Origin of the sequence: Streptomyces anulatus (assembly GCF_000721175.1) — a bacterium.
In the GTDB taxonomy this organism is placed as follows: Bacteria; Actinomycetota; Actinomycetes; order Streptomycetales; family Streptomycetaceae; genus Streptomyces; species Streptomyces anulatus_C.
Map to the genome: position 1 here is coordinate 252,893 of NZ_JOEZ01000003.1, position 19,512 is coordinate 272,404.

Genomic DNA, 19,512 nt, shown 5'->3' on the forward strand with positions numbered 1-19,512 from the left:
CTGGAGCGTATCGTTCGGGTGACGGTAGTCAACGGTCCGCGATAAGACATGACGTGCGATGCAACGCGACGAGATGCCACGCGACGCGACAGGACACGCGACCACACGCGACAAGAGAGGCGCCGCCATGACGGCATTCTCCCTCGAACCGGAACAAACCGCATGGTGCGAAGAGCTGCGCACCCTCGCCGCACAGGAGCTGCGCCCGCTGGCGGAGAAGGGGGAGCCCGGGCGCGTCAACCGCCCGCTGCTGGCCGCGCTCGGAGAGCTGGGCCTGCTGGAGCGGATGCTCGGCTCCGGGGCGCTCGACCTGTGCCTGCTGCGCGAGTCCCTGGCCCGGGGCTGCACCGAGGCCGAGACCGCGCTCGCCCTCCAGGGCCTCGGCACCACCCCGGTCATCCAGGCGGGTACCCCCGCCCACCGCGAACGCTGGCTCCCCGAGGTCCGGGCCGGGCGGGCCGTCGCGGCGTTCGCGCTGAGCGAGCCCGGTGCGGGCTCCGACGCGGCGGCCCTGGGCCTGGCCGCCGAGCAGACCCCGGACGGCTGGGCGCTCACCGGCGAGAAGTGCTGGATCTCCAACGCCCCCGAGGCCGACTTCACCGTGGTCTTCGCCCGCACGACCCCCGGCGCGGGCTCCCGCGGCATCACCGCGTTCCTGGTCCCGTCCGACCGGCCCGGACTCACCGGCTCCGCCCTCGACATGCTCTCCCCGCACCCCATCGGCACCCTGGAGTTCGACGGCGTACCGGTCACCGCCGACGACGTGCTCGGCGAGCCCGACCGGGGCTTCCGGGTCGCGATGAACACCCTCAACCTCCTGCGGCCCAGCGTCGGGGCCTTCGCCGTCGGGATGGCCCGCGCCGCCCTCGACGCGACCCTGGAGCACACCGCCCGGCGCACCGCGTTCGGCGGCCCGCTGAGCGACCTCCAGGCCGTCTCGCACCAGGTCGCCGAGATGGCCACCCGCACCGAGGCCGCCCGCCTCCTGGTGTACGCGGCGGCCGCCGCGTACGACGCGGGGGAGAGCGGCGTGCCGCGCCGCGCGGCGATGGCCAAGCTGTACGCCACCGAGACCGCGCAGTACGTCGTCGACGCCGCCGTGCAGCTGCACGGCGCCCGGGCACTGCGCAGGGGCCATCTGCTCGAACACCTCTACCGCGAGGTCCGCGCGCCGCGGATCTACGAGGGCGCGAGCGAGGTGCAGCGCACCATCATCGCCAAGGAGCTGTACGCGGACGCCGCCGAGCGGATGGCGTTTGCCACCCAGCAGCCTGCCGCCCACGAGCCCGTGGAGCCCGTGGGCCTCACCGAGGAGCCGCCCGCATGAGTCCGTCCCACCGGATCAACCCGGCCGAACTCTCCCCGCCCACCGGCTTCAGCCACGCGGTCGTCGCCACCGGCGGGCACCTGGTCTTCCTCGCCGGACAGACCGCGCTCGACCCGGACGGCAAGGTCGTCGGGGCCACCCTGCCCGACCAGTTCGCCGTCGCGCTGGGCAACCTGCTCACCGCTCTCCACGCGGCCGGCGGCGCCCCCGCGGACCTCGCCCGGGTCACCGTCTACGCCACCGACGTCGCCGACTACCGCTCCCACGCCGCCGAGCTGGGCCGGATCTGGCGCCGGCTCGCGGGGCGCGACTACCCGGCGATGGCCGTCATCGGGGTGGCCCGGCTGTGGGACGAGCAGGCGATGGTAGAGATCGACGGGGTCGCGGTCCTGCCGTGATCCGGGCCCCGACGCCATGGGCCGGGCCCCCGGGCCCCCGGCCCCCGGAGCCCCGCCTTCCGCCGCCCGCCCGAGTAGCGGCCGCGGGGCGGCGGAGCGAGGCTGAAGCGGTCCGGATGCCGAGCCGCCCAGGAGAGTCAGCGGTGCCCAGCCAGCCGCCCCCGCGCCCCGCCGCCCGGTCCTACGACGGCGAGGGCATCGTCGTGGATTTCGAGCCGCACCGCTGCCTGCACGCCGCCGAGTGCGTGACCGGGCTCCCCACCGTCTTCGACGCCGGCCGCCGCCCGTGGGTCCAGCCCGACGACGCATCCGCCGACGAGGTCGCCGACGTCATCCACCGCTGCCCCAGCGGCGCCCTCCAGTACCACCGCACCGACGGCATGCCCGACGAGGTGCCCGACGTCCCCACCCACGTGTCGCTGCACGCCGACGGGGTGCTCCATGTGCGCGGGGACCTGGAGGTCGCCACGCCCCACGGGCCCCGGCGGGAGACCCGGGTGATGCTCTGCGGCTGCGGCGCCACCGGCAACACCCCGTACTGCGACCACAGCGGGCCCTGCGCCGGACACGGCTGAGAGCCTGTCGGGTGACCTCCGATCAGGCGGCCACGCGCTGGCACGCACGCTTCCGGCGTTGCGGAAATGCCCTGGCAGCTCCGCTACGAGGACCTCTCGGCGCCTTGGAATCGCACGCACCGGACCGCGTCCGCTTTCCGATCGAAGGCCACCCGACAGGCTCTGAGAAGGCCGCGCCCCAGCGCTCGACCGCCGTGGGCCCGGACACAGCGGCCCGGAGGTGCGCGGCGCGCCGGTCGGGTGAATCACCCAGAGGGATATATCTGTATTCAGTGCCCTTTATGCCGGATGCCTCGTCGCCCGAACCGGACACCCCACTGTGATCGCGCTCGTCGTCGCCCACTTCGCGCTGGCGGCCTGCGCCGGACCGCTGGTGCACCGGCTCGGCCGACGGGCCTTCGTCGTGCTCGCGCTGCCCCCGGCGGCCGCGACCGTCTGGGCCCTCACCCGCTGGAACACCGCCGCCTCCGGAGGCGCGGACACCTGGTCCTGGCAGTGGATCCCGGACTACGGCGTCGCCCTCGCCCTGCGCCTGGACGCGCTGGCCGAACTGATGGTGCTGCTCGCCGCGGGGGTCGGCGCGCTCGTCCTGCTCTACTGCGCCTCCTACTTCACCGACGGCACCCCGCAACTGGGCCGCTTCGCCGGGAACCTGCTCGCCTTCGCGGGCGCGATGCTCGCCCTGGTCCTCGCCGACGACCTGATCACGCTCTATGTGTTCTGGGAGCTGACCACGGTCTTCTCCTACCTGCTGATCGGCCACGGCAGCGAACACCGGCACAGCCGCCGCTCCGCCCTCCAGGCCCTCGTCGTCACCACGCTGGGCGGCCTCGCCATGCTCGTCGGCTTCCTGATCATCGGCCAGGCCGCGGGCACGTACCGGATCTCCGCGATCGTCGCCGATCCGCCGGAGACGACGCTCGCCGTGTCCGTCGCCGTCGTCCTCGTGCTGTGCGGGGCCCTGTCGAAGTCCGCGATCTGGCCGTTCTCCATGTGGCTTCCGAACGCGATGGCCGCGCCGACCCCCGTCAGCGCCTATCTGCACGCCGCCGCGATGGTCAAGGCCGGGGTGTACCTGGTCGCCCGGCTCGCCCCCGCCTTCGCCGACGTCCCCGTCTGGAAACCCGTCGTCCTCGTCCTCGGCGGTGCGACCATGCTGCTCGGCGGCTGGAGGGCGCTGCGCCTGAACGACCTCAAGCTCGTCCTCGCCTACGGGACCGTCAGCCAGCTCGGCTTCCTCACCCTGCTCGCCGGGACCGGCAACCGTAACGCCGCGCTCGCCGCCGCCGCGATGATCCTCGGGCACGCCCTCTTCAAGGCCCCGCTCTTCCTCGTCACCGGCATCGTCGACCACGCCGCCGGCACCCGCGACCTGCGCGAACTGTCCGGGGTCGGCCGCTCCCTGCCGTACGTCGCCGGCGTCGCCGTGCTCGCCGCCGCCTCCATGGCCGCCCTGCCGCCGCTGCTCGGCTTCGCCGCGAAGGAGGCCGCGTTCGAGGCGCTGCTGCACGGCTCCGCCGCCGAACGGTGGGCGCTGGGCGTCGTCGTCGCGGGCTCCGCGCTGACCACCGCGTACACCCTGCGGTTCTTCTGGGGTGCGTTCGCCCGCAAGCGCGGCGTCCCCGACACCCCCGTCCACCGCGTCGGGTGGGCCTTCCTCGCGCCGCCCGCCCTGCTCGCTGTCCTCGGCCTGGCGCTAGGCCCCGGCGTCGGCTGGACCGACCGGCTGCAGGGCGCGTACGCCGACACGCTCCCGGCCGGCCCGGACCCGTACCACCTCTCCCTCTGGCACGGATTCGGCGTCGCCCTGCTCCTGTCGGCCCTCGCCTGGGGGGCGGGCGTCGTGCTCTTCCTCGGCCGCGCACACGTCACCCGGCTCTCCCGCCGGATCGCCTGGCCCACCGCCGACAGCGTCTTCGGCCATCTGCTCCTCGGGCAGGAACGTCTCGCCCTCCAGGTCACCGGCTTCATCCAGCGCGGCTCCCTCTCCGTGTACCTGGCCACCACCCTGCTCGTCATGCTCGGCGGACAGCTCGCCGTCCTCATGGTCGACACCCCCTGGGACGGGGCCGTGCGCCCCCGGCTCTGGGACAACCCGCTCCAGGGCGCGGTCGCCGCCCTGACCTGCGCCGCCGCCCTGCTGTGCCTGACCGTGAGGCGGCGCATGAAGGCCGTCGTCCTGGCCGGCCTGACCGGCTACGGCACCGCGCTGCTCTTCGTCGTCCAGGGAGCGCCCGACCTGGCGCTCACCCAGTTCTGCGTGGAGACCGTCGCAATGATCGTCTTCGTGCTGGTGCTGCGCCGGATGCCCGTCCACTTCCAGGAGACCGTGAGCACCTGGCGGCGCGCCACCCGCGTCCCGGTGGCCCTCGCGGCCGCCGCCACCGTCGGCGTCGGAATGTGGGTCGCCGCAGCCGCGCGCACCGCCGAACCGGCCGGCACCGCCATGGTCCAGGAGGTCGCCGACCACGGGCTCAAGGACGTCGTCGCCACGATCCTCGTCGACCTGCGCGCCTGGGACACGATGGGTGAGTCCGCCGTGCTCGCCGCCGCCGCGGTCGGCGTCACCAGCCTCATCTACCTCCACCGCCGCAGCGAGGGCTCCATGGCCCAGGATGAGCTGCGGGGCCGCACCGCCTGGTCCCTGTCGGCGCACCACTCCTCCCGGCTGCCGCAGGGCGACGAGGCGGCCCCCGAGCGCAGCTGGCTGGCCGCCGGAGCCACCCTCGCCCCCGAGCACCGCTCGATCGTCTTCGAAGTGGTGGCCCGGCTGGTGTTCCACCCGATCCTGGTGCTCTCGGTCTATCTGCTGTTCTGCGCCGAGAGCCTGCCCGGCGGCGGGTTCGTCGCCGGACTCGTCGCCGGGGTCGCCCTGATCACCCGCTACCTGGCGGGGGGCCGCTTCGAACTCGCCGAGGCGGCCCCCCTGCAACCCGGACTCTTCACCGGCCTCGGCCTCTTCGTCTCCACCGGGGTCGCCCTCCTCGGACTCGCGGAAGGCACCGTCCTGCACGCGTTCACGTACTACGGACACCTGCCGGTCTTCGGCGAGTACCACGTGAGCACCTCGGTCATCTTCGACTTCGGCGTCTACCTGCTGGTCCTCGGCGTCGTCCTGGACATCGTGCGGGCCCTCGGCGCCAAGGTCGACCGGCAGATCGAACGGGCGGCGGGCGTCCTCACGCCCGAGGGCGGGCCCGAGGTGGGAGGGCCTCTGCGATGACCGTCAGCGCCTCGCTCATCGCGACCGCCGTCGTGCTCTGCGCCGTCGGCGGCATCCTCATGCTCACCCGCCCGCTGACCCGCATTCTGCTCGGCGCCGTCATCATCAGCAACGGCATCAACCTGCTGGTGCTCTCCTCCACCGGCCGGGCCGGCGCCGCACCCCTGCTGTACGGGGTGTCCCTGAGCCGGGTCACCGACCCGCTGCCGCAGGCCATCGCGCTGACCGCCATCGTCATCACCCTGGCCACCACCGCGTTCCTGCTGGCCATGGCCTACCGCAGCCACCAGATCACCGGGACCGACGAGGTGCACGACGACCTGGAGGACCGGCGCATCGTGCTGCGCGCCGAAGTCCTCGGTGAACGCGCCCAGTTGCGCGAGCAGTTCCGGTCGGGAGCCGACCCCACCGCCGAGGAGCGCGAACGCTACCGGGAGGAGCGCCGCCGGCTCCGCGACCGGCTCCGCGCCGACCGCGCCCGCCAGGCCCGGGGCCGCGACGCCTCCGGCAACCTGTGGAACGACGTGCTGGGCGCGGACCCCGAGGACTACGCACGTGACGGCGACGCCAAGGCGGACGACCGCTACCCCCGTGACCGAGGAGCCGACGGATGAACGCGCTCGTTCCGCTGCCGGTGCTGCTGCCGCTGTGCGCCACCGGTCTGAGCCTGGCCTTCGGCACCAGGCTCGGGCGCTTCCAGCGCTTCATCAGCGTCGCCGTGCTCACCGCCGTCACCGCGCTCTCGGCGACCCTCATGGTCGCCGCCGACCGGCAGGGCCCGCTCTCCGTCCACCTCGGCGACTTCGCCCCGCCGCTCGGCATCACCCTGGTCGCCGACCGGCTGTCCGGGCTGATGCTGACGGTCTCCTCGGCCGTCACGCTCTGCGTGCTCGTCTACTCCCTCGGCCAGGGCATGACCGACCGGGACAAGGAGACCCCGCTCGCCGTCTTCCACCCCGCGTACCTGATCCTCGTCGCCGGGGTCTCCTGCACCTTCCTCGCCGGCGACCTCGTCAACCTCTTCGTCGGCTTCGAGATCATGCTGGTCGCCAGCTTCGTCCTGCTCACCCTCGGCGGCACCGGACCCCGGATCCGCGCGGGCTCCACGTACGTGATCATCTCGCTGTTCTCCTCGATGCTCTTCCTCACCGCCATCGCCATGACGTACGCGGCCACCGGCACCGTGAACTTCGGCCAGCTCGCGGTGCGGCTGACCGAACTCCCCATCGGCGTACAGACCCTGATCCAGGCCATGCTGCTGACCGTCTTCGCGATCAAGGCCGCCGTCTTCCCGCTGGCCGCCTGGCTCCCCGACTCCTACCCGACCGCCCCGGCCCCCGTGACCGCCGTCTTCGCCGGCCTGCTCACCAAGGTCGGCGTCTACTGCATGCTGCGCACCGAGACCCTGCTCTTCCCCGGCAACCGCATCGGCGACCTCCTGATGGCCCTCGCGCTGGCCTCGATGGTCATCGGCATCCTCGGCGCGGTCGCCCAGACCGACCTCAAGCGGCTGCTCTCCTTCACCCTGATCAGCCACATCGGCTACATGGTCTTCGGGATCGGCCTCGCCACCCGCGAGGCGTACGGCGGGGCCATCGTGTACGTCGCCCACCACATCACCGTCCAGACGACACTGTTCCTCGTCGCCGGGCTCATCGAACGCCGGGGCGGCACCACGGAACTGACCCGGCTCGGCGGTCTGGCCAGGGCCGCGCCGATGCTCGCCCTGCTGTTCTTCGTCCCCGCGATGAACCTCGCCGGGATCCCCCCGCTGTCCGGCTTCATCGGCAAGCTCGGGCTGATGCGGGCGGGTGTCGCCGACGGCGGCGGTTGGGCCTGGGTCCTGGTCGCCGGCTCGGCCGCCACCAGCCTGCTGACGCTGTACGTCGTCGCCAAGGTCTGGAACCTGGCCTTCTGGCGCGCCGCCCCGCCCGGCCAGGCCGCCGCCGGCACCGTCCTGGAGTCCGGCGACGACAGCGACGAGGACCCGGACGCGGGCCCCGACCGGATCCGCGGCACCGGGGACGAGGGCATCGCACCGGCGCACCGCCCGGCGGGCCAGGCGGTTGCCGCCACCCTGCACGAGCGCGCCGTCATCACCACCAGCCGGCTGCCCCGCCCGATGACCGCGGCCACCGCGGCGACCATCGCGATCGGCCTCGCCTTCACGGTGTTCGCCGGCCCGTTCACCGCCTACACCGACCGCACGGCCGCCGAACTCCTCCAGCGGACCCCCTACATCCAGGAGGTGCTGGGCCGGTGAGACGCATCCTGCGGTTCTCGTTCCGCAACGCCGATCTGCCCCCGCTGAGCTGCGAGTTCGGCACCCGCCGCCGACGGGTGCTGGACCTGCCGTTGATCGCCTGGCTCACCGTCATCTGGGTCCTGCTCTGGTCGACCCTCACCTGGGCCAACGTCCTGACCGGCGTGGTCGTCTCGGCCGTCGTCTGCCTCGCCTTCCCGCTGCCCCGGGTCGACCTCGGGCTGCGGCTGCACCTCTGGGGCATCGTGTGCCTGGCCTGCTATCTCTTCCACGACATGTACACCTCGGGGGTGAAGGTCACCCGGCAGATCTTCTTCGGCCTGCCCCACCGTGCCGCCGTCATCGGCGTCCCCCTGCGCTGCCGCAGCGACCTGATGCTCGCCGCCACCGCCGTCGCCGTCTCCAACGTCCCCGGCGGCTCCATCATCGAGGTGCGCCGGGCCACCGCCACCGTCTTCCTGCACGTCCTGGACGCCGACCGGCCCGAGGAGCTCGAAGCCGCCCGGCGCAAGGTGTGGCGGATGGAGGAACTGACCGTACGGGCCTTCGGCACCCCCGACGAGATCGCCCGGGTCGCCGAACCCCCGCCACCGCCCCAGCTCGCCGCCGGGAGGCCCGCACCATGACCGCACCCGAACAGGTCGACCGGATCCTGCTGACCACCGCCGTCGTGCTGATCCTCGTCGCCGGAGGGCTGCTGCTGGCCCGCATCTGGCGTGGCCCCTCCATGCTGGACCGGGCGATCTCGCTGGACGTCTGCGCCGCCCTGATCATCGCCGGTCTGGGCGCCAAGTCGGCGTTCGCCAGGGACCCGTTCTACTTCTCGATCATGCTGGTGCTCGCGTTCCTCGGGTTCACCGGCTCTGTGGGCATCGCCCGCTTCATCGCCGTACGCGACCGGCCCCGTACCCCCCGCCCCTCGCACCCCGACGACACCCAGGAGGGCCCGCGGTGAATCTCTGGCTCCAGATCGCCGACACGGCCGGCGCCGTGCTGCTCCTCCTGGGCGCCGCGATCTGTCTGCTCGGGGTGATCGGCATGATCCGGCTCCCCGACGTCCTCTCCCGCAGTCACGCGGCGACCAAGCCGCAGACCCTCGGCATCATTCTGGTGCTGGCCGGGGTCGCGCTGCGGCTGCGCGGCGGCATGGAGCTCGCCACCCTCGTCCTCATCGCCTTCTTCCAGATGCTCACCAGCCCGGTGGCCTCGCACCTGGTGGCCCGGTCCGCGTACCGCACCGGCCAGATCGAACACGGTGAGCTGCTCTTCGACGAACTCGACGAACAGCTCACCGACGGCGAGTGACCGTGCGGCGGCGCGCGTTCACGCCTCCGGCACGCGGTCCAGGAACCCGCTCACCGAGCTGATCCGGCCGTCCTCTGCCAGCCGGACCACATCGAACCCGGCCACCGGCGCGGAGCCGTCCGCCGAGGAGACCAGCTCCCAGGCGAACCTGACCAGATCGTGGTGCCCGTCGGGTGTGCCGGTGGGCGTGAACCGGAAACCGGGGAACTGCTCGTGCACGCCGCCGATCAGGGCCGCCAGCCCCTCGTGCCCGCGCACCTCGGCCAGCGGGTCGGTGTAGCGGGCGTCGGCGGTGAACGCGGCGGCCACCGCCTTCGCCCGCTCCTCGGCCCCGGTGGTGTTCCAGGCGGCGAAGTAGTGCTGAACGGCCTCGTCGTACGCGGTCATGGTAAGTCCTCTCCTCCGGCGCCCGGCGGTCCGGGGCGGTGTCCCCACCCTGGCGCGAGGGCCCCCGGGGCGTCGATTACTCCGGAGGTAAGGGAGCGCAAACGCGCCCCGAGCCCGTGTCCGCGTGCCATGATGCGGGCAATGCCGGACGCTGGGGGGCGTATGGGAAGCACGGGCACAGTGCTGCGCGAATTGCGCGGCGCACAGAAGAGCGCCAAGGGTGTCTCGCTCTACTCGCGGTACGTGAACCGGCCCGCCGGGCGCGTGCTCGCGGCCGGGGCCTGCCGAGCGAATATGACACCCAATCAAGTGACTTTGACCAGCGCACTGTTCACCTATGGGGCGCTGACCTCGGTCGCGCTCGTCGAGCCGTCGTGGACGCTCGCCGTCCTCGTCTACGCGGCGCTCGCCGTCGGCTTCGCCTTCGACTCCGCCGACGGGCAGCTCGCCCGTCTCACCGGCCGGGGCGGGCCCGACGGGGAGTGGCTGGACCATGTCGTGGACTGCGGGAAGCTGCTGCTCGTCCACACCGCCGTCCTGATCTCCTTCTACCGCTTCGGTGAACTGCCCTCGGCGGCATGGCTGTTGCTGCCGCTGGGCTTCCAGCTGGCCGCCGTGGTGACGTTCTGCGCGGGGCTGCTGCGCGAACAGCTCGGCAAGGCGGCGGCGAGCGCCCGGGGCCCGTCGTGGGCGGAACCGGCGGTACCTGCGGCGCCCGTCTCCCGGGTGCGGGCCGTGGTGCTGCTGCCCGCCGACTACGGGGTGTTCTGCCTGGTGTTCCTGCTGCTCGGCGCACCCGGGGCCTTCCGCGCCGGGTACGCCGTGCTCGCGGTGGTGCAGACGCTGTTCCTGGCGGCCTTCCTCGCCAAGTGGTTCAGGGAGCTGAAAGCGCTCCGGGCCGGCTGACGAGCACGTCCAGCGCCCGGCGCAGCTGGGTGCTGGACGTGTGCACGGTGTACGGGAAGTAGACGACCTCCACGCCCACTTCGGCGAAGTCGCGCTCCAGCTTCCGCCCCTTCTCCGTGCCCCGCCAGTCGTCGCCCTTGAAGATCACGTCGAACCGGACCTGCTGCCAGGTCTCGACCTTGTCCGGCACGGTCTCCACGAACGCGGCGTCCACGAAGCGGACGCTGCGGACGATCTCCAGCCGTTCGCGAAGCGGGATCACCGGCGTGTGCCCCTTGGCGAGGGCGGCCATCTCGTCCGACACGACCCCCGCGACCAGGTAGTCGCACTGGCTGCGGGCGTGCCGCAGGATGTTGAGGTGCCCGACGTGGAACAGGTCGTACACCCCGGGTGCGTAACCCACCCTGTGCTGCACCATCCGTATCTCTCCCCCCACGGTGAACGTGATCCGGTGATGTTCCAACGACCTTACTGTGAAGAACACTTGTGCAAGCCGTGAACGGATAAGCTCGGCAAGGGCTGTTCCCCGGTGGGACAGCGGCTGTCGTGGGGGAAGGCGATCGTCCGATGTCCGAAACGTCAAGGCCCAGTCCGCTGCGAGACCGCCGTCTCCTGGTGGTTTCGACCAACTACGCCCCGGAGCTCACGGGCATCGGCCCGTACGCCACCCAACTGGCCGAGCACTGGGCCGCGTCGGGCGCCCGCGTCCGGGCGCTCACCGGTATGCCGCACTATCCCGCCTGGCGTCTCGACGACGACTACCGAGGTGTCTGGCGGACCGTGGAGATACGCGGCGGCGTCGGCGTACACCGGCGCCGGCACTATGTGCCGCTCCGTCAGACCGCTTTCAAACGCGCCGCGTTCGAGGCGAGCGTCCTCGCCACGGGGCTGTTCGCCCCGCCGCCCGGACGGCCCGACGCCGTGATCTCCCAGATGCCCAGCCTCGCCGGCGGCGTCATCGGAGCCCGCCTCGCCCGCCGCCACCGCGTCCCCTACCTCCCCGTCGTCCAGGACCTGATGGGCGCCGCCGCCGCGCAGAGCGGCATCCGGGGCGGCGGCCGGGCCGCCGCCGTCGCCGCGACGGCCGAGAGGTACGCACTGCGCGGCGCCGCCCTCGTCGGCGTCATCCACGAGAGCTTCGTCCCCGGCGTCAGGGCCCTCGGCGTCGATCCCGGCCGCATCCGCCTCGTCCCCAACTGGACCCACGTGCAGGGCCCCACCGCCGACCGGGCCGCGACCCGGGCCCGGCTCGGCTGGCCCGAATCCACACCGGTCCTCCTGCACTCCGGCAACATGGGCCTCAAGCAGGGCCTCGAAGTCCTGGTGGACACCGCCCGCTCGGCACCGGACGTCCGCGTCGTCCTGATGGGCGACGGCAACCAGCGCGACGCTCTGCGCGCCCGCGCCGACGGGCTGCCCAACGTGGACTTCCTGGAGCCCACGGGGGCCGAGGAGTTCACCGACGTCCTTGCCGCGGCCGACGTCCTCGCGGTCACCCAGCGCGCCTCGGTCCTCGACATGAGCGTCCCCTCCAAGCTCACCTCCTACTTCACCTCCGGACGCCCCGTGATCGCCTCCGTCGCCGACGAGGGCGGCACCGCGGACGAGGTCCGCCGCTCGGGGGCCGGGGTCCTCGTCGCTCCCGAGGACCCGGCCGCCCTCCTCGAAGCGGTGCGGAAACTGGCGGCGGACCCGGCAGCGGCCGACGCCCTCGGGGCCGAGGGCCCGCGCTACGTCGCACGCCATCTGAGCCGGGAAGCGGGCCTCGCCCGCTTCGACGACCTGCTCGCCGAGGTCCTGCCGGACGCACAAGGGAGCCCGCGCCGATGACGCCACAGCACCGCGCCCCGGACGACCAGGACGAACCGGCGCTCCTGCGCGACCAGTTCCGCCAACTCCTGCGCTACCGCTCCCTGCTGGCCTCCGGCGTGGTCATCGGCCTGCTCGGCGGCGGCTACCTCGCCCTCGGTGGCGAGGACACCTACACCGCCACCGGCGAGGTCCTCGTCCGCTCCGCGATCTCCGACCCCTTCGCCGCCGGATCCACCGCCGACAAGGGCATCAACATCGGCTCCGAGCGTCAGACCGCCGTCAGCGACACCGTGGGCACCCTGGCCGCCGGGACGCTCCTCAAGGCGGGTGACGACGTCACCGCCCGCAAGCTCCTCGCCGGGCTCCAGGTCACCAACCCGCCCAACACCCTCACCCTCCGCTTCTCCTACACCGGCGCCACGCCCGAACAGGCCCGCGCCCGCGCCGAAGCCCTCGCGGGCGCCTATCTGGCCCACCGCAAGGCGCGCACCGAGGACAGCATCAAGAACATGTCCGACGGCTACCGTGCCCAGCTCGACCCGCTGGAGGAGAAGCGCGACCTGCTGGAGAGGCAGATCGGCGCGGGGGCGGCCGATGACGTCAGCAGCGCCCGCGCCAACATCATCGTCTCCATCTCCGAGCTGAGCCGGAAGATCTCCGAGCTGAAGGCCCTGGACACCACCCCCGGCTACCTCAACAAGAAGCCCGTCGCCCCCACCGTGCCCACCGGTGCGGGACTGCCCCTGCTCCTCGGGCTCGGCGGCGTCGTCGGCCTCGCGCTGGGGCTGCTGCTCTCCTGGGTGCGCCTCGTCTTCGACCCCGCCGTACGCTCCACCCGCGAACTCGTCCACTCGCTCGGCGCACCCCTGCTCGGCACCCTGCCCCGGGAACGCGCGGCCGCGGGCAGCCTGCTCGCCATCGGCCGCGGCGGCTCCCGGCTGGCCGAGGAGTACCGCGCCGTCGCCTTCCGGCTCGCCTACGACCCCTCCTTCGCCGAGAGCCGCCGCCTGCTGGTAACCGCCCCGCGCGGCGACGACACGGCAGCCGCCGCCGCTGCCGCCAACCTGGCCGCCGCCTTCGCCGAGATGGGCCGCGACGTCCTGCTCGTCGAGGCCGACCTGCGCACCCCTTCCCTCGCCCGCGTCCTGGGCTCCGCCGCCCACGAGGTGCGCCCCCCGCGCTGGGCCGCCGAGGAGGGCGACGGCAGCTGGCCCACCGGCGGCCGCACCAACGTCGACGTCCCCGGCTCCGGAGCCTTCGCCCTGATCCCCGGCACCACCGTCGACAACGTCCCCCGCGCCCTGACCTCACCGTCCGTCGGCCGCGTCGTCGCCGAGGCCGACCGGCCCGGCGGCGTCGTCATCGTCCTCGCCCCGCCCGTCCTCTCCTACGCGGACGCGGTCGCCCTGGTCGACCGGGTCGAGGGCGTCATGATCGTCTGCGACCCGCGCGAGGTGCACCGCAGCGACCTGGAACGCATCCGCGAGATCATCGGCGCCTCCGGCGGCTCCGTCCTCGGCGCCCTGCTCCACCCGGGCCGGGGCAGACTGCGCCGGGCCGAACGCCGCAACACGTCCCCCCGCCGCCGCTCCACCGGCGGTGACGGTGGCGGGGGCGGCGGAGCCCCGGCGGCCGAGGCGGCCGGGCCCGAGCTCACCGGTGATCCGGCCGAGACCCTCGGACTGCGCTCCTTCACCCTCCCGGCCGCCCGCAGGTGAGAGCCCGCACCGCCGTCCTCTGCTCGGTCGCGGACCAGGGCGTCGCGGCGCTCACCAACATCCTGGTGCTGGTGGCCGCCGCCCGGCTCTCCACCGTCACCGACTTCGCCCGCTTCTCCGCGGTCTACCTGGTCTTCACGGTGCTCCTCGGCGTCTCGGGCGCGTACACCGGGCAGCCGCTGGTCCTCAAGCGCGGCGAGGGGGAGGAGACCCGGGGCGCCTGCCGGTCCGCCGTCGCCTTCACCGTGCTCACCGCGGCCGGCCTCGGCGCGCTGCTCGCCGCCGTCTGCGTCCTCGTCCCCGGCGACACCGCCCGCGCCCTGATGATGCTCGGCCTCGTGCTCCCCGTGGTGCTGGGACAGGACGCCGTGCGCTACGCCTTCTCCACCCTCCAGCAGCCCCATCTCGCCCTGACCTCCGACCTGTTGCGGCTTGCCTGTGTGCTCGGGGCACTCTCCGTACAGGACTACGGAGCCTCCCCCGCCCGCCTGGTCGCCGTCTGGGGCCTGTCCGCCCTGCCCGCCCTGCTCCTGTCCGCCGCCCTCCTCCACCGGGCCACGACGGGGGCCCCGGTGCGGCTGCGCCCGATGCTGCGGCGCGGACACCTCGGGCAGCGCTTCACCGTCGAGTTCGGCGTCGGCAACGCGGCCGGTCAGCTGTCCGTCCTCGGCCTCGGCGCGGTCGGCAACCCACTCCTCGTCGGCGCGCTGCGCGGGGCGACCACCCTCTTCGGCCCGCTCAACGTGCTCTACACCTCGGCCACCTCCTTCGGCCCCCCGCTGCTCGGCCGCATCGGCGACCAGCGCCGCCGGATCCGGGCCACCGCCCTCCTCGCCGCCGTCCTCGCGGCGACCGCCGCGCTCTGGGCCACCGTGCTGGCCCTGCTGCCCGACAGCGCAGGGCGCGAACTGCTCGGCGACACCTGGCCCACCGCCGCAGCCCTGCTCCCGGCGACGGGCAGCCAGTACGCCGCGATGGCCGTCGGCACCTGCGGGCTGCTCGCCCTGCGCATGCTCGACCCGCGCACCACCCTCTCCATCCAGGTCGTGTTCTCGCTCACCGCCGTGGCGTTCCTCGCGGGCGGCTACGTCGCCGGGGGCGTCCCGGGCGCCGCCTGGGGGCTGTTCCTGGGGTCGCTCTGCAAGGCCGTCGCGACCTGGATCAGGGTGGCCCGACTGCGCCGCCGCACCCCGGCTCCGGAGGAGACCGTCACCGCCGACGTTTCGCCCTCTGCTCCCTGAACGTGCTGATCAGCAGAAGACACAGCGCGGCGATGGCCAGCTTCCCCGCCGCCTGGAGCAGCGGGCCGCGCAGCAGGATGAAGGTGTATCCGGCGATCAGCGGCGCCGCGATGGCCAGCACGCTTCCGGGGCCGGGCCCCGCCCGGGTGACGGCCCGCGCGTACCTGCGGTCGGTACGGGCCGCCGCATAGCCGATCAGCGCCATGCCGCCGGCCATCCCGGTCGCGCCGAAGTCGACCCAGAGCTCGGTCCACAGCGGGGCCGAGAGGTTGGTCATCCGCAGTCCCATCCACTGCCCGACCCGGACCCCGGTGTCCTCCGGCTTCCCGCTCCACACCGCGCGCGGCACGAAGAAGAGGGCCGAGCCCGTCAGCTGACGGCCGTAGGTGTGGCCCCGGGTGTCGACCCACGAGATGGTGTTGGCGAACATCACCATCTGGTCGTAGTCCTTGGTCACCAGCGGCTCGAAGACCGACGCCGACTGCGCGGGCCGCCGTCCTTCGTCGTCGTAGCGGAACCTGTCCGCGTACGGGAACACCACCAGCGCCCCCACCACCCCCGTCGCCAGTACCGTGCGGTAGACCGCCGCACTGCTGGGGAGCGCGGTGAACACGAACGCCATCAGCACCGTCAGGAACCAGTAACGAGCGTTGGAGACGGGGTTGTTCACCACCAGGTTCAGCGCCGCCAGCGCCACCCAGACCAGCACCGTCGACGGGGTGCGGCGGGCCCGGTAGGAGGTCGCCAGACGGCGGGTGTAGAAGAGCAGCGCCAGCAGCGCCGGGACCTGGCCGAAGCCCTTCAGGAACGCGGAACCCACATGGGACCCCTCCGAGACGACCCCGCTCGCCGCCACGGTCTCGCTGATCTCCTGCCGGCTGGAGAAGAAGACCGCGGGCCCGCCCAGCTTCATCACGTAGAACGCACTCGCCGCGAACGCCACCAGCGCCAGCAGCCGCAGCCGCGGCGGATGCGCCACGGCGGGCCCGACGGTGTACCGCGCGGAGGGCGTACGCCTCCGCAGCGGGCGCCGCGAGGCCAGCAGCGCCCCCAGGTCGAAGGCGGCACACCCCACCAGGACCATCGCGATCGCCGTGACCAGGTCCTGGCGCGGCCCCACCATCGGCGTCGGCGTCTGCCCGATCACCACCTGGGCGAACGGGGCCACGCCCATCGCGATGTACACGAACATCCAGATGACGCCCTGGAGCAGCCGCCGCCGGGTGGAGAGGATCATCGTCGAGAGCCGGGCCCCCGCGTAGCAGGTCAGGACCAGCTGGAGCCAGTACGCGGTGTCCCGGACGCCGCTGCCGGGCTGCGCGGCGATCACCGCGGGCAGGAAGCAGACCAGCCCCAGGATGAGCGGCACCGACACGGCCCGCGACAGCATCGCCCAGGCGATCGGCCGCTCGGGGGGCTCGGAAGGGCCGCCCCGGGCCCTGGGATGCGCGGCCGTGTCGTCGGCCGGTCCGTGCGCCGATGTGTGCACCGACGCCATGCGCCCCCCCGGGATCAGTGAATCGCTGAACACTCTAACGAATCAGCCCACTTGGGGAGGGCCGATGACTACCCTGTGAACAATTGGCCGTAGTCGAGGGGGACTCTGGTGAAGATCCTGCACGTCGTCACGCTCCACACTCCGGACCACGCCTTCGGCGGTCCGACCCGGGTGGCGCTCAACCTGTCCAAGGTCCAGCGGGCCGCCGGTGACGACGCCCGCATCATGGCCCTCGGCGACGGCTTCCCGAACGGCGAACTGCCCAGCCATGTCGAGGGAGTTCCGGTCCACCTCTTCCAGGCCCGGCACCTGCTCCCGATGTTCGAGGTCAGCGGCATCACCTCCGCCGCACTGCTGCGCACCGCCCGCCGCATGATGCGCGGCGCCGACCTCGTACACGTCCATCTGATGCGGGACCTGGTGACCCTGCCCGCCGCCGTCCTCGCGCTCGCGACCCGTACCCCCTTGGTCGTCCAGACCCACGGCATGATCGACCCGACCGAGAAGAAGGTCGCCCAGCTCACCGACGTGCTCGGGGTGCGCAAGGTGCTGCGCGGCGCGGACGCCGTCCTGCACCTCACCGAGATGGAGCGGCTCGATGTGAACGCCGTCGCCGCCCCCGTCCCGCTCACCCGCACCGTACGGCTGGTCAACGGCGTCCGCCCGCAGGAGCGCAAGCCCGCCCGCGACCCCGGCCGGCCGCCGACCGTGCTCTACCTCGCCCGGATCCAGAAGCGCAAGCGGCCCGAGGACTTCGTCGCCGCGATGCCGCACATCCTCGCCCGTCACCCGGACGCCCGCTTCGTTCTGGCCGGACCGGACACCGGCGCGCTGCCCGGCACCCTCGCCCTCGCCCGGGAGCTGGGCGTCATGGAATCCCTGGACCACGTGGGCCCGCTGGAGCACGACGAGGTCCTCGCCGCCGGACGCGAGGCCGATGTGTACGTGCTGCCGGCGATCGAGGAGCCGTTCCCGGTCTCGGTCCTGGAGGCGATGTCCGTAGGCACCCCCGTCGTCATCACCCGCACCTGTGGGCAGGCCCCCGACGTCGCCGGAGCCGGGGCCGGCCGGGTGATCGACAGCCGGGTCGGCGAGGACGCGGCCAACGCGCGCAAGGTCGCCGACGCGATCCTGGAGCTGCTGGAGCCGGAGGCCGCCGAGCAGGCCGGCAAGGCCGCCTGGGAGCTGGTGAACGACCGCTTCACCATCGAGGTCGTCACCACCACCCTCCGGCGGACCTACGAGGACGTGGTCCGCCGGAGGCGAGGGTGAGCGGCTGACTGTCAACGCAGCGGCTTCTCGCGCGACTTGAGTGCGATCTGCCAGCGGTAGAAACTCATCGCCAGCGCGAAGTCGAAGCCCGCCCGGCCGTCCAGGAAGCCCCGCCGGTAGAGGTACATGTACGCGAAGGACACCACCGGCTTGAACGGCGCCTTGTGGAACAACTGCCCCTGGCGGGACTTGACCTGGCGCACCTGCTCCTTGACCTCGGGGTGCTGCTCCAGCCACGCCTCCCAGTCCGAGTACCGGTTGTGCCGCTCGAACCAGGCGGTCACCGGGTCGAGGTCCTGGTGCTCGATGGGGTGGGTGAGCGTCCCCACCGTCGCCGCGACCGGCTGGTAGTGCCCCTCGACCTCACCGATGCCCGGGGCGTCCAGGTCGCCGACCTCCGGGTAGTGGGAGCGGGTCCGGTCGGTCAACGACCGCTTGCGGATGGTGTATCCGTGCCGCAGCCGCTTCCCCGAGAACCAGTAGCCGAGCGGAATGTCGTATGCGGCAGGCTTCGCGGCCGCCGGGTCCCTGAAGGTCTCCCGCAGCTCGGCCAGCAGCCCGGGGCTGAGCCGCTCGTCGCCGTCCAGGAGCAGGATCCAGTCCAGATCGGTGCGGACGTTCTCCAGGCACCACTGCTTCTTGCGCGGGTGGCCGCCGTCCCAGGTATACGTGACGACCTCGGCCCCGCACTCCTCGGCGATCTTGACGGTGTCGTCGGTGCTGTGGGAGTCCACCACCACGACCGCCTCGAAGTGGCCGAGCACCGATCTCACCGCCTCCGCGATGTTCAGACCCTCGTTCTTGGTGGGGATCGCCACCGCTATGGGGAGCGGCTTTCCTGTGGTCATCCGTCGGCTCCTTCGGGCAGCCAGGCGTAGCAGCCTGTGGAGGTGAACGTGCGGGCGGACTCGGGGATCGTGATCTTCCGGGACGTGCCGGTGCCGGACCGGCCCGAGGACAGCTCCTCGCCCCCGGCACCGGTGATCTGCCAGGAGCAGCCCGTGGTGGGGGAGGCGGAGCGGTAGACGCCGGGCCGGAGCTCCTTGCCTGTGTGGGTGCCGTCCGGGTAGGCGTACGCCGCCTCGTCCACCAGGTCCTGGTGCCGGGGGCAGAGTCCGGCGACCGCGGCCGCCGCGTCCGGGATCTCGTCCGTCGCGATGGCGCCGACGGCGGTGTCCCGGTCGGCCTTGACCAGATAGCGGAGCTTGGCGCAGGTCTCCTGGCCGGTCTGGAGCACGGCGGCCGGGTCCATGCCCTTCGGCACCCGGTCCTCCAGATACTCCTTCTGCTTCTTCGTGAACGTCCCGGTGGCCGGGGTGATCTCGTCGGGCGCGGTCTTCGGTCCCTTCGCCGTGGCGTCGGGAGCGGTCGGGCCGGCGGCCGCCGGCTCCTCCGGCTTCCCCGCGGAGTGCGGGTCGGGTGTCGTGGGCGTGCCGGCGGTCGGGCCGGGGACGGCGGGCCCGGAGGCCGCGGGGCGCTGGGCGCCCGCGGCCTCCGGGCCGTTCCCGTCCGCGGACGAGCCGCAGGCGGCCAGCGCCGCCAGCGTCATGACGACGGCGGCGCCGGCCAGGAACGGATTCCTCATCG

At 72.9% G+C, this 19,512-nt stretch carries 19 protein-coding genes; 14 read left to right on the top strand and 5 right to left on the bottom strand.

Going from position 1 to position 19,512, the window contains the following annotated elements; translation table 11 throughout:
• The first annotated feature begins 127 nt into the window (after positions 1-127).
• The 9 genes from IG90_RS0104170 (at position 128) to mnhG (ending at position 9,091) form a co-directional block, all read left to right on the top strand.
• Positions 128-1,327, top strand: a complete 1,200-nt coding sequence (locus IG90_RS0104170; protein ID WP_030577658.1) for an acyl-CoA dehydrogenase family protein — start codon at positions 128-130, stop codon at positions 1,325-1,327.
• The gene (locus tag IG90_RS0104175) at positions 1,324-1,725 is read left to right on the top strand and encodes a RidA family protein (RefSeq protein ID WP_030577659.1); all 402 of its coding nucleotides are present in this window, start codon (positions 1,324-1,326) and stop codon (positions 1,723-1,725) included. Before IG90_RS0104170 ends, IG90_RS0104175 begins: the two co-directional genes overlap by 4 nt.
• 116 nt (positions 1,726-1,841) lie before the next feature.
• Entirely contained in the window at positions 1,842-2,300 is a 459-nt protein-coding gene (locus IG90_RS0104180; protein ID WP_051859970.1) for a (4Fe-4S)-binding protein, read from the top strand.
• A gap of 319 nt (positions 2,301-2,619) precedes the next feature.
• Positions 2,620-5,523 (top strand): Na+/H+ antiporter subunit A, encoded by a 2,904-nt coding sequence (locus IG90_RS0104185; RefSeq protein WP_030577665.1) that lies wholly within the window; start codon positions 2,620-2,622, stop codon positions 5,521-5,523.
• Positions 5,520-6,137: a Na(+)/H(+) antiporter subunit C gene (locus IG90_RS0104190; protein ID WP_030577669.1), complete on the top strand. Its 618-nt coding sequence runs from the start codon at positions 5,520-5,522 to the stop codon at positions 6,135-6,137. Before IG90_RS0104185 ends, IG90_RS0104190 begins: the two co-directional genes overlap by 4 nt.
• Entirely contained in the window at positions 6,134-7,786 is a 1,653-nt protein-coding gene (locus IG90_RS0104195) for a Na+/H+ antiporter subunit D (RefSeq protein ID WP_030577672.1), read from the top strand. The genes IG90_RS0104190 and IG90_RS0104195 overlap by 4 nt, the downstream gene beginning before the upstream one ends.
• Positions 7,783-8,412 carry a Na+/H+ antiporter subunit E gene (locus IG90_RS0104200; protein WP_030577674.1) on the top strand — a complete coding sequence of 210 codons (630 nt, stop codon included), beginning with the start codon at positions 7,783-7,785 and terminating at the stop codon, positions 8,410-8,412. The genes IG90_RS0104195 and IG90_RS0104200 overlap by 4 nt, the downstream gene beginning before the upstream one ends.
• A complete protein-coding gene (locus IG90_RS0104205) occupies positions 8,409-8,741 on the top strand; it encodes an MrpF/PhaF family protein (protein ID WP_030577676.1) in 333 nt (110 codons plus the stop codon). The genes IG90_RS0104200 and IG90_RS0104205 overlap by 4 nt, the downstream gene beginning before the upstream one ends.
• Positions 8,738-9,091, top strand: a complete 354-nt coding sequence (mnhG, locus tag IG90_RS0104210; RefSeq protein ID WP_030577678.1) for a monovalent cation/H(+) antiporter subunit G — start codon at positions 8,738-8,740, stop codon at positions 9,089-9,091. Before IG90_RS0104205 ends, mnhG begins: the two co-directional genes overlap by 4 nt.
• 18 nt (positions 9,092-9,109) lie before the next feature.
• On the opposite strand, the gene IG90_RS0104215 is transcribed toward mnhG, so the two are convergent.
• On the bottom strand, positions 9,110-9,478 hold the full coding sequence (locus IG90_RS0104215) for a nuclear transport factor 2 family protein (protein WP_030577681.1): 369 nt from the start codon (positions 9,476-9,478) through the stop codon (positions 9,110-9,112).
• Positions 9,479-9,640: 162 nt separating this feature from the next.
• On the opposite strand from IG90_RS0104215, the gene IG90_RS0104220 reads away from it, so the two are divergent.
• Positions 9,641-10,384, top strand: coding sequence for a CDP-alcohol phosphatidyltransferase family protein (locus IG90_RS0104220; RefSeq protein ID WP_030577684.1), 744 nt, complete (start codon positions 9,641-9,643; stop codon positions 10,382-10,384).
• Here IG90_RS0104220 and IG90_RS0104225 read toward each other — a convergent pair.
• The gene (locus IG90_RS0104225; protein ID WP_030577687.1) at positions 10,353-10,802 is read right to left on the bottom strand and encodes an FAD synthase family protein; all 450 of its coding nucleotides are present in this window, start codon (positions 10,800-10,802) and stop codon (positions 10,353-10,355) included. The two genes, IG90_RS0104220 and IG90_RS0104225, sit on opposite strands and share 32 nt — an antisense overlap.
• Positions 10,803-10,951: 149 nt before the next feature.
• Here IG90_RS0104225 and IG90_RS0104230 point away from each other — a divergent pair, with 149 nt between their 5' ends.
• Genes IG90_RS0104230 through IG90_RS0104240 form a run of 3 tightly spaced genes read left to right on the top strand, consistent with a single transcriptional unit; the run spans position 10,952 to position 15,155 of the window.
• Positions 10,952-12,214 (top strand): glycosyltransferase, encoded by a 1,263-nt coding sequence (locus IG90_RS0104230; RefSeq protein WP_030577690.1) that lies wholly within the window; start codon positions 10,952-10,954, stop codon positions 12,212-12,214.
• On the top strand, positions 12,211-13,914 hold the full coding sequence (locus IG90_RS0104235; protein ID WP_030577693.1) for a hypothetical protein: 1,704 nt from the start codon (positions 12,211-12,213) through the stop codon (positions 13,912-13,914). The genes IG90_RS0104230 and IG90_RS0104235 overlap by 4 nt, the downstream gene beginning before the upstream one ends.
• Positions 13,911-15,155 (top strand): MATE family efflux transporter, encoded by a 1,245-nt coding sequence (locus tag IG90_RS0104240; RefSeq protein ID WP_030577695.1) that lies wholly within the window; start codon positions 13,911-13,913, stop codon positions 15,153-15,155. Before IG90_RS0104235 ends, IG90_RS0104240 begins: the two co-directional genes overlap by 4 nt.
• On the opposite strand, the gene IG90_RS0104245 is transcribed toward IG90_RS0104240, so the two are convergent.
• Positions 15,124-16,653, bottom strand: coding sequence for a hypothetical protein (locus tag IG90_RS0104245; RefSeq protein WP_030577696.1), 1,530 nt, complete (start codon positions 16,651-16,653; stop codon positions 15,124-15,126). The genes IG90_RS0104240 and IG90_RS0104245 overlap by 32 nt on opposite strands.
• 108 nt (positions 16,654-16,761) lie before the next feature.
• Here IG90_RS0104245 and IG90_RS0104250 point away from each other — a divergent pair, with 108 nt between their 5' ends.
• Complete coding sequence (locus IG90_RS0104250; RefSeq protein ID WP_030577699.1) at positions 16,762-17,925, top strand: glycosyltransferase; 1,164 nt, start codon at positions 16,762-16,764, stop codon at positions 17,923-17,925.
• 11 nt (positions 17,926-17,936) lie between these two features.
• On the opposite strand, the gene IG90_RS0104255 is transcribed toward IG90_RS0104250, so the two are convergent.
• Both IG90_RS0104255 and IG90_RS0104260 read right to left on the bottom strand, forming a co-directional pair.
• Positions 17,937-18,773, bottom strand: coding sequence for a glycosyltransferase family 2 protein (locus IG90_RS0104255; RefSeq protein WP_030577711.1), 837 nt, complete (start codon positions 18,771-18,773; stop codon positions 17,937-17,939).
• The gene (locus tag IG90_RS0104260) at positions 18,770-19,510 is read right to left on the bottom strand and encodes an Rv1352/Rv1906c domain-containing protein (RefSeq protein WP_030577722.1); all 741 of its coding nucleotides are present in this window, start codon (positions 19,508-19,510) and stop codon (positions 18,770-18,772) included. The genes IG90_RS0104255 and IG90_RS0104260 overlap by 4 nt, the downstream gene beginning before the upstream one ends.
• Between the last annotated feature and the right edge of the window lie 2 nt (positions 19,511-19,512).

What these genes read in the sequence shown, in the direction of transcription:
- IG90_RS0104170 (WP_030577658.1), top strand. Translation starts at nt 128, where the DNA reads ATGACGGCATTCTCCCTCGAACCGGAACAAACCGCATGGTGCGAAGAG.
- IG90_RS0104175 (WP_030577659.1), top strand. Translation starts at nt 1,324, where the DNA reads ATGAGTCCGTCCCACCGGATCAACCCGGCCGAACTCTCCCCGCCCACC.
- IG90_RS0104180 (WP_051859970.1), top strand. Translation starts at nt 1,842, where the DNA reads ATGCCGAGCCGCCCAGGAGAGTCAGCGGTGCCCAGCCAGCCGCCCCCG.
- IG90_RS0104190 (WP_030577669.1), top strand. Translation starts at nt 5,520, where the DNA reads ATGACCGTCAGCGCCTCGCTCATCGCGACCGCCGTCGTGCTCTGCGCC.
- IG90_RS0104195 (WP_030577672.1), top strand. Translation starts at nt 6,134, where the DNA reads ATGAACGCGCTCGTTCCGCTGCCGGTGCTGCTGCCGCTGTGCGCCACC.
- IG90_RS0104205 (WP_030577676.1), top strand. Translation starts at nt 8,409, where the DNA reads ATGACCGCACCCGAACAGGTCGACCGGATCCTGCTGACCACCGCCGTC.
- IG90_RS0104215 (WP_030577681.1), bottom strand. Translation starts at nt 9,478, where the DNA reads ATGACCGCGTACGACGAGGCCGTTCAGCACTACTTCGCCGCCTGGAAC.
- IG90_RS0104220 (WP_030577684.1), top strand. Translation starts at nt 9,641, where the DNA reads ATGGGAAGCACGGGCACAGTGCTGCGCGAATTGCGCGGCGCACAGAAG.
- IG90_RS0104225 (WP_030577687.1), bottom strand. Translation starts at nt 10,802, where the DNA reads ATGGTGCAGCACAGGGTGGGTTACGCACCCGGGGTGTACGACCTGTTC.
- IG90_RS0104230 (WP_030577690.1), top strand. Translation starts at nt 10,952, where the DNA reads ATGTCCGAAACGTCAAGGCCCAGTCCGCTGCGAGACCGCCGTCTCCTG.
- IG90_RS0104235 (WP_030577693.1), top strand. Translation starts at nt 12,211, where the DNA reads ATGACGCCACAGCACCGCGCCCCGGACGACCAGGACGAACCGGCGCTC.
- IG90_RS0104245 (WP_030577696.1), bottom strand. Translation starts at nt 16,653, where the DNA reads ATGGCGTCGGTGCACACATCGGCGCACGGACCGGCCGACGACACGGCC.
- IG90_RS0104255 (WP_030577711.1), bottom strand. Translation starts at nt 18,773, where the DNA reads ATGACCACAGGAAAGCCGCTCCCCATAGCGGTGGCGATCCCCACCAAG.
- IG90_RS0104260 (WP_030577722.1), bottom strand. Translation starts at nt 19,510, where the DNA reads ATGAGGAATCCGTTCCTGGCCGGCGCCGCCGTCGTCATGACGCTGGCG.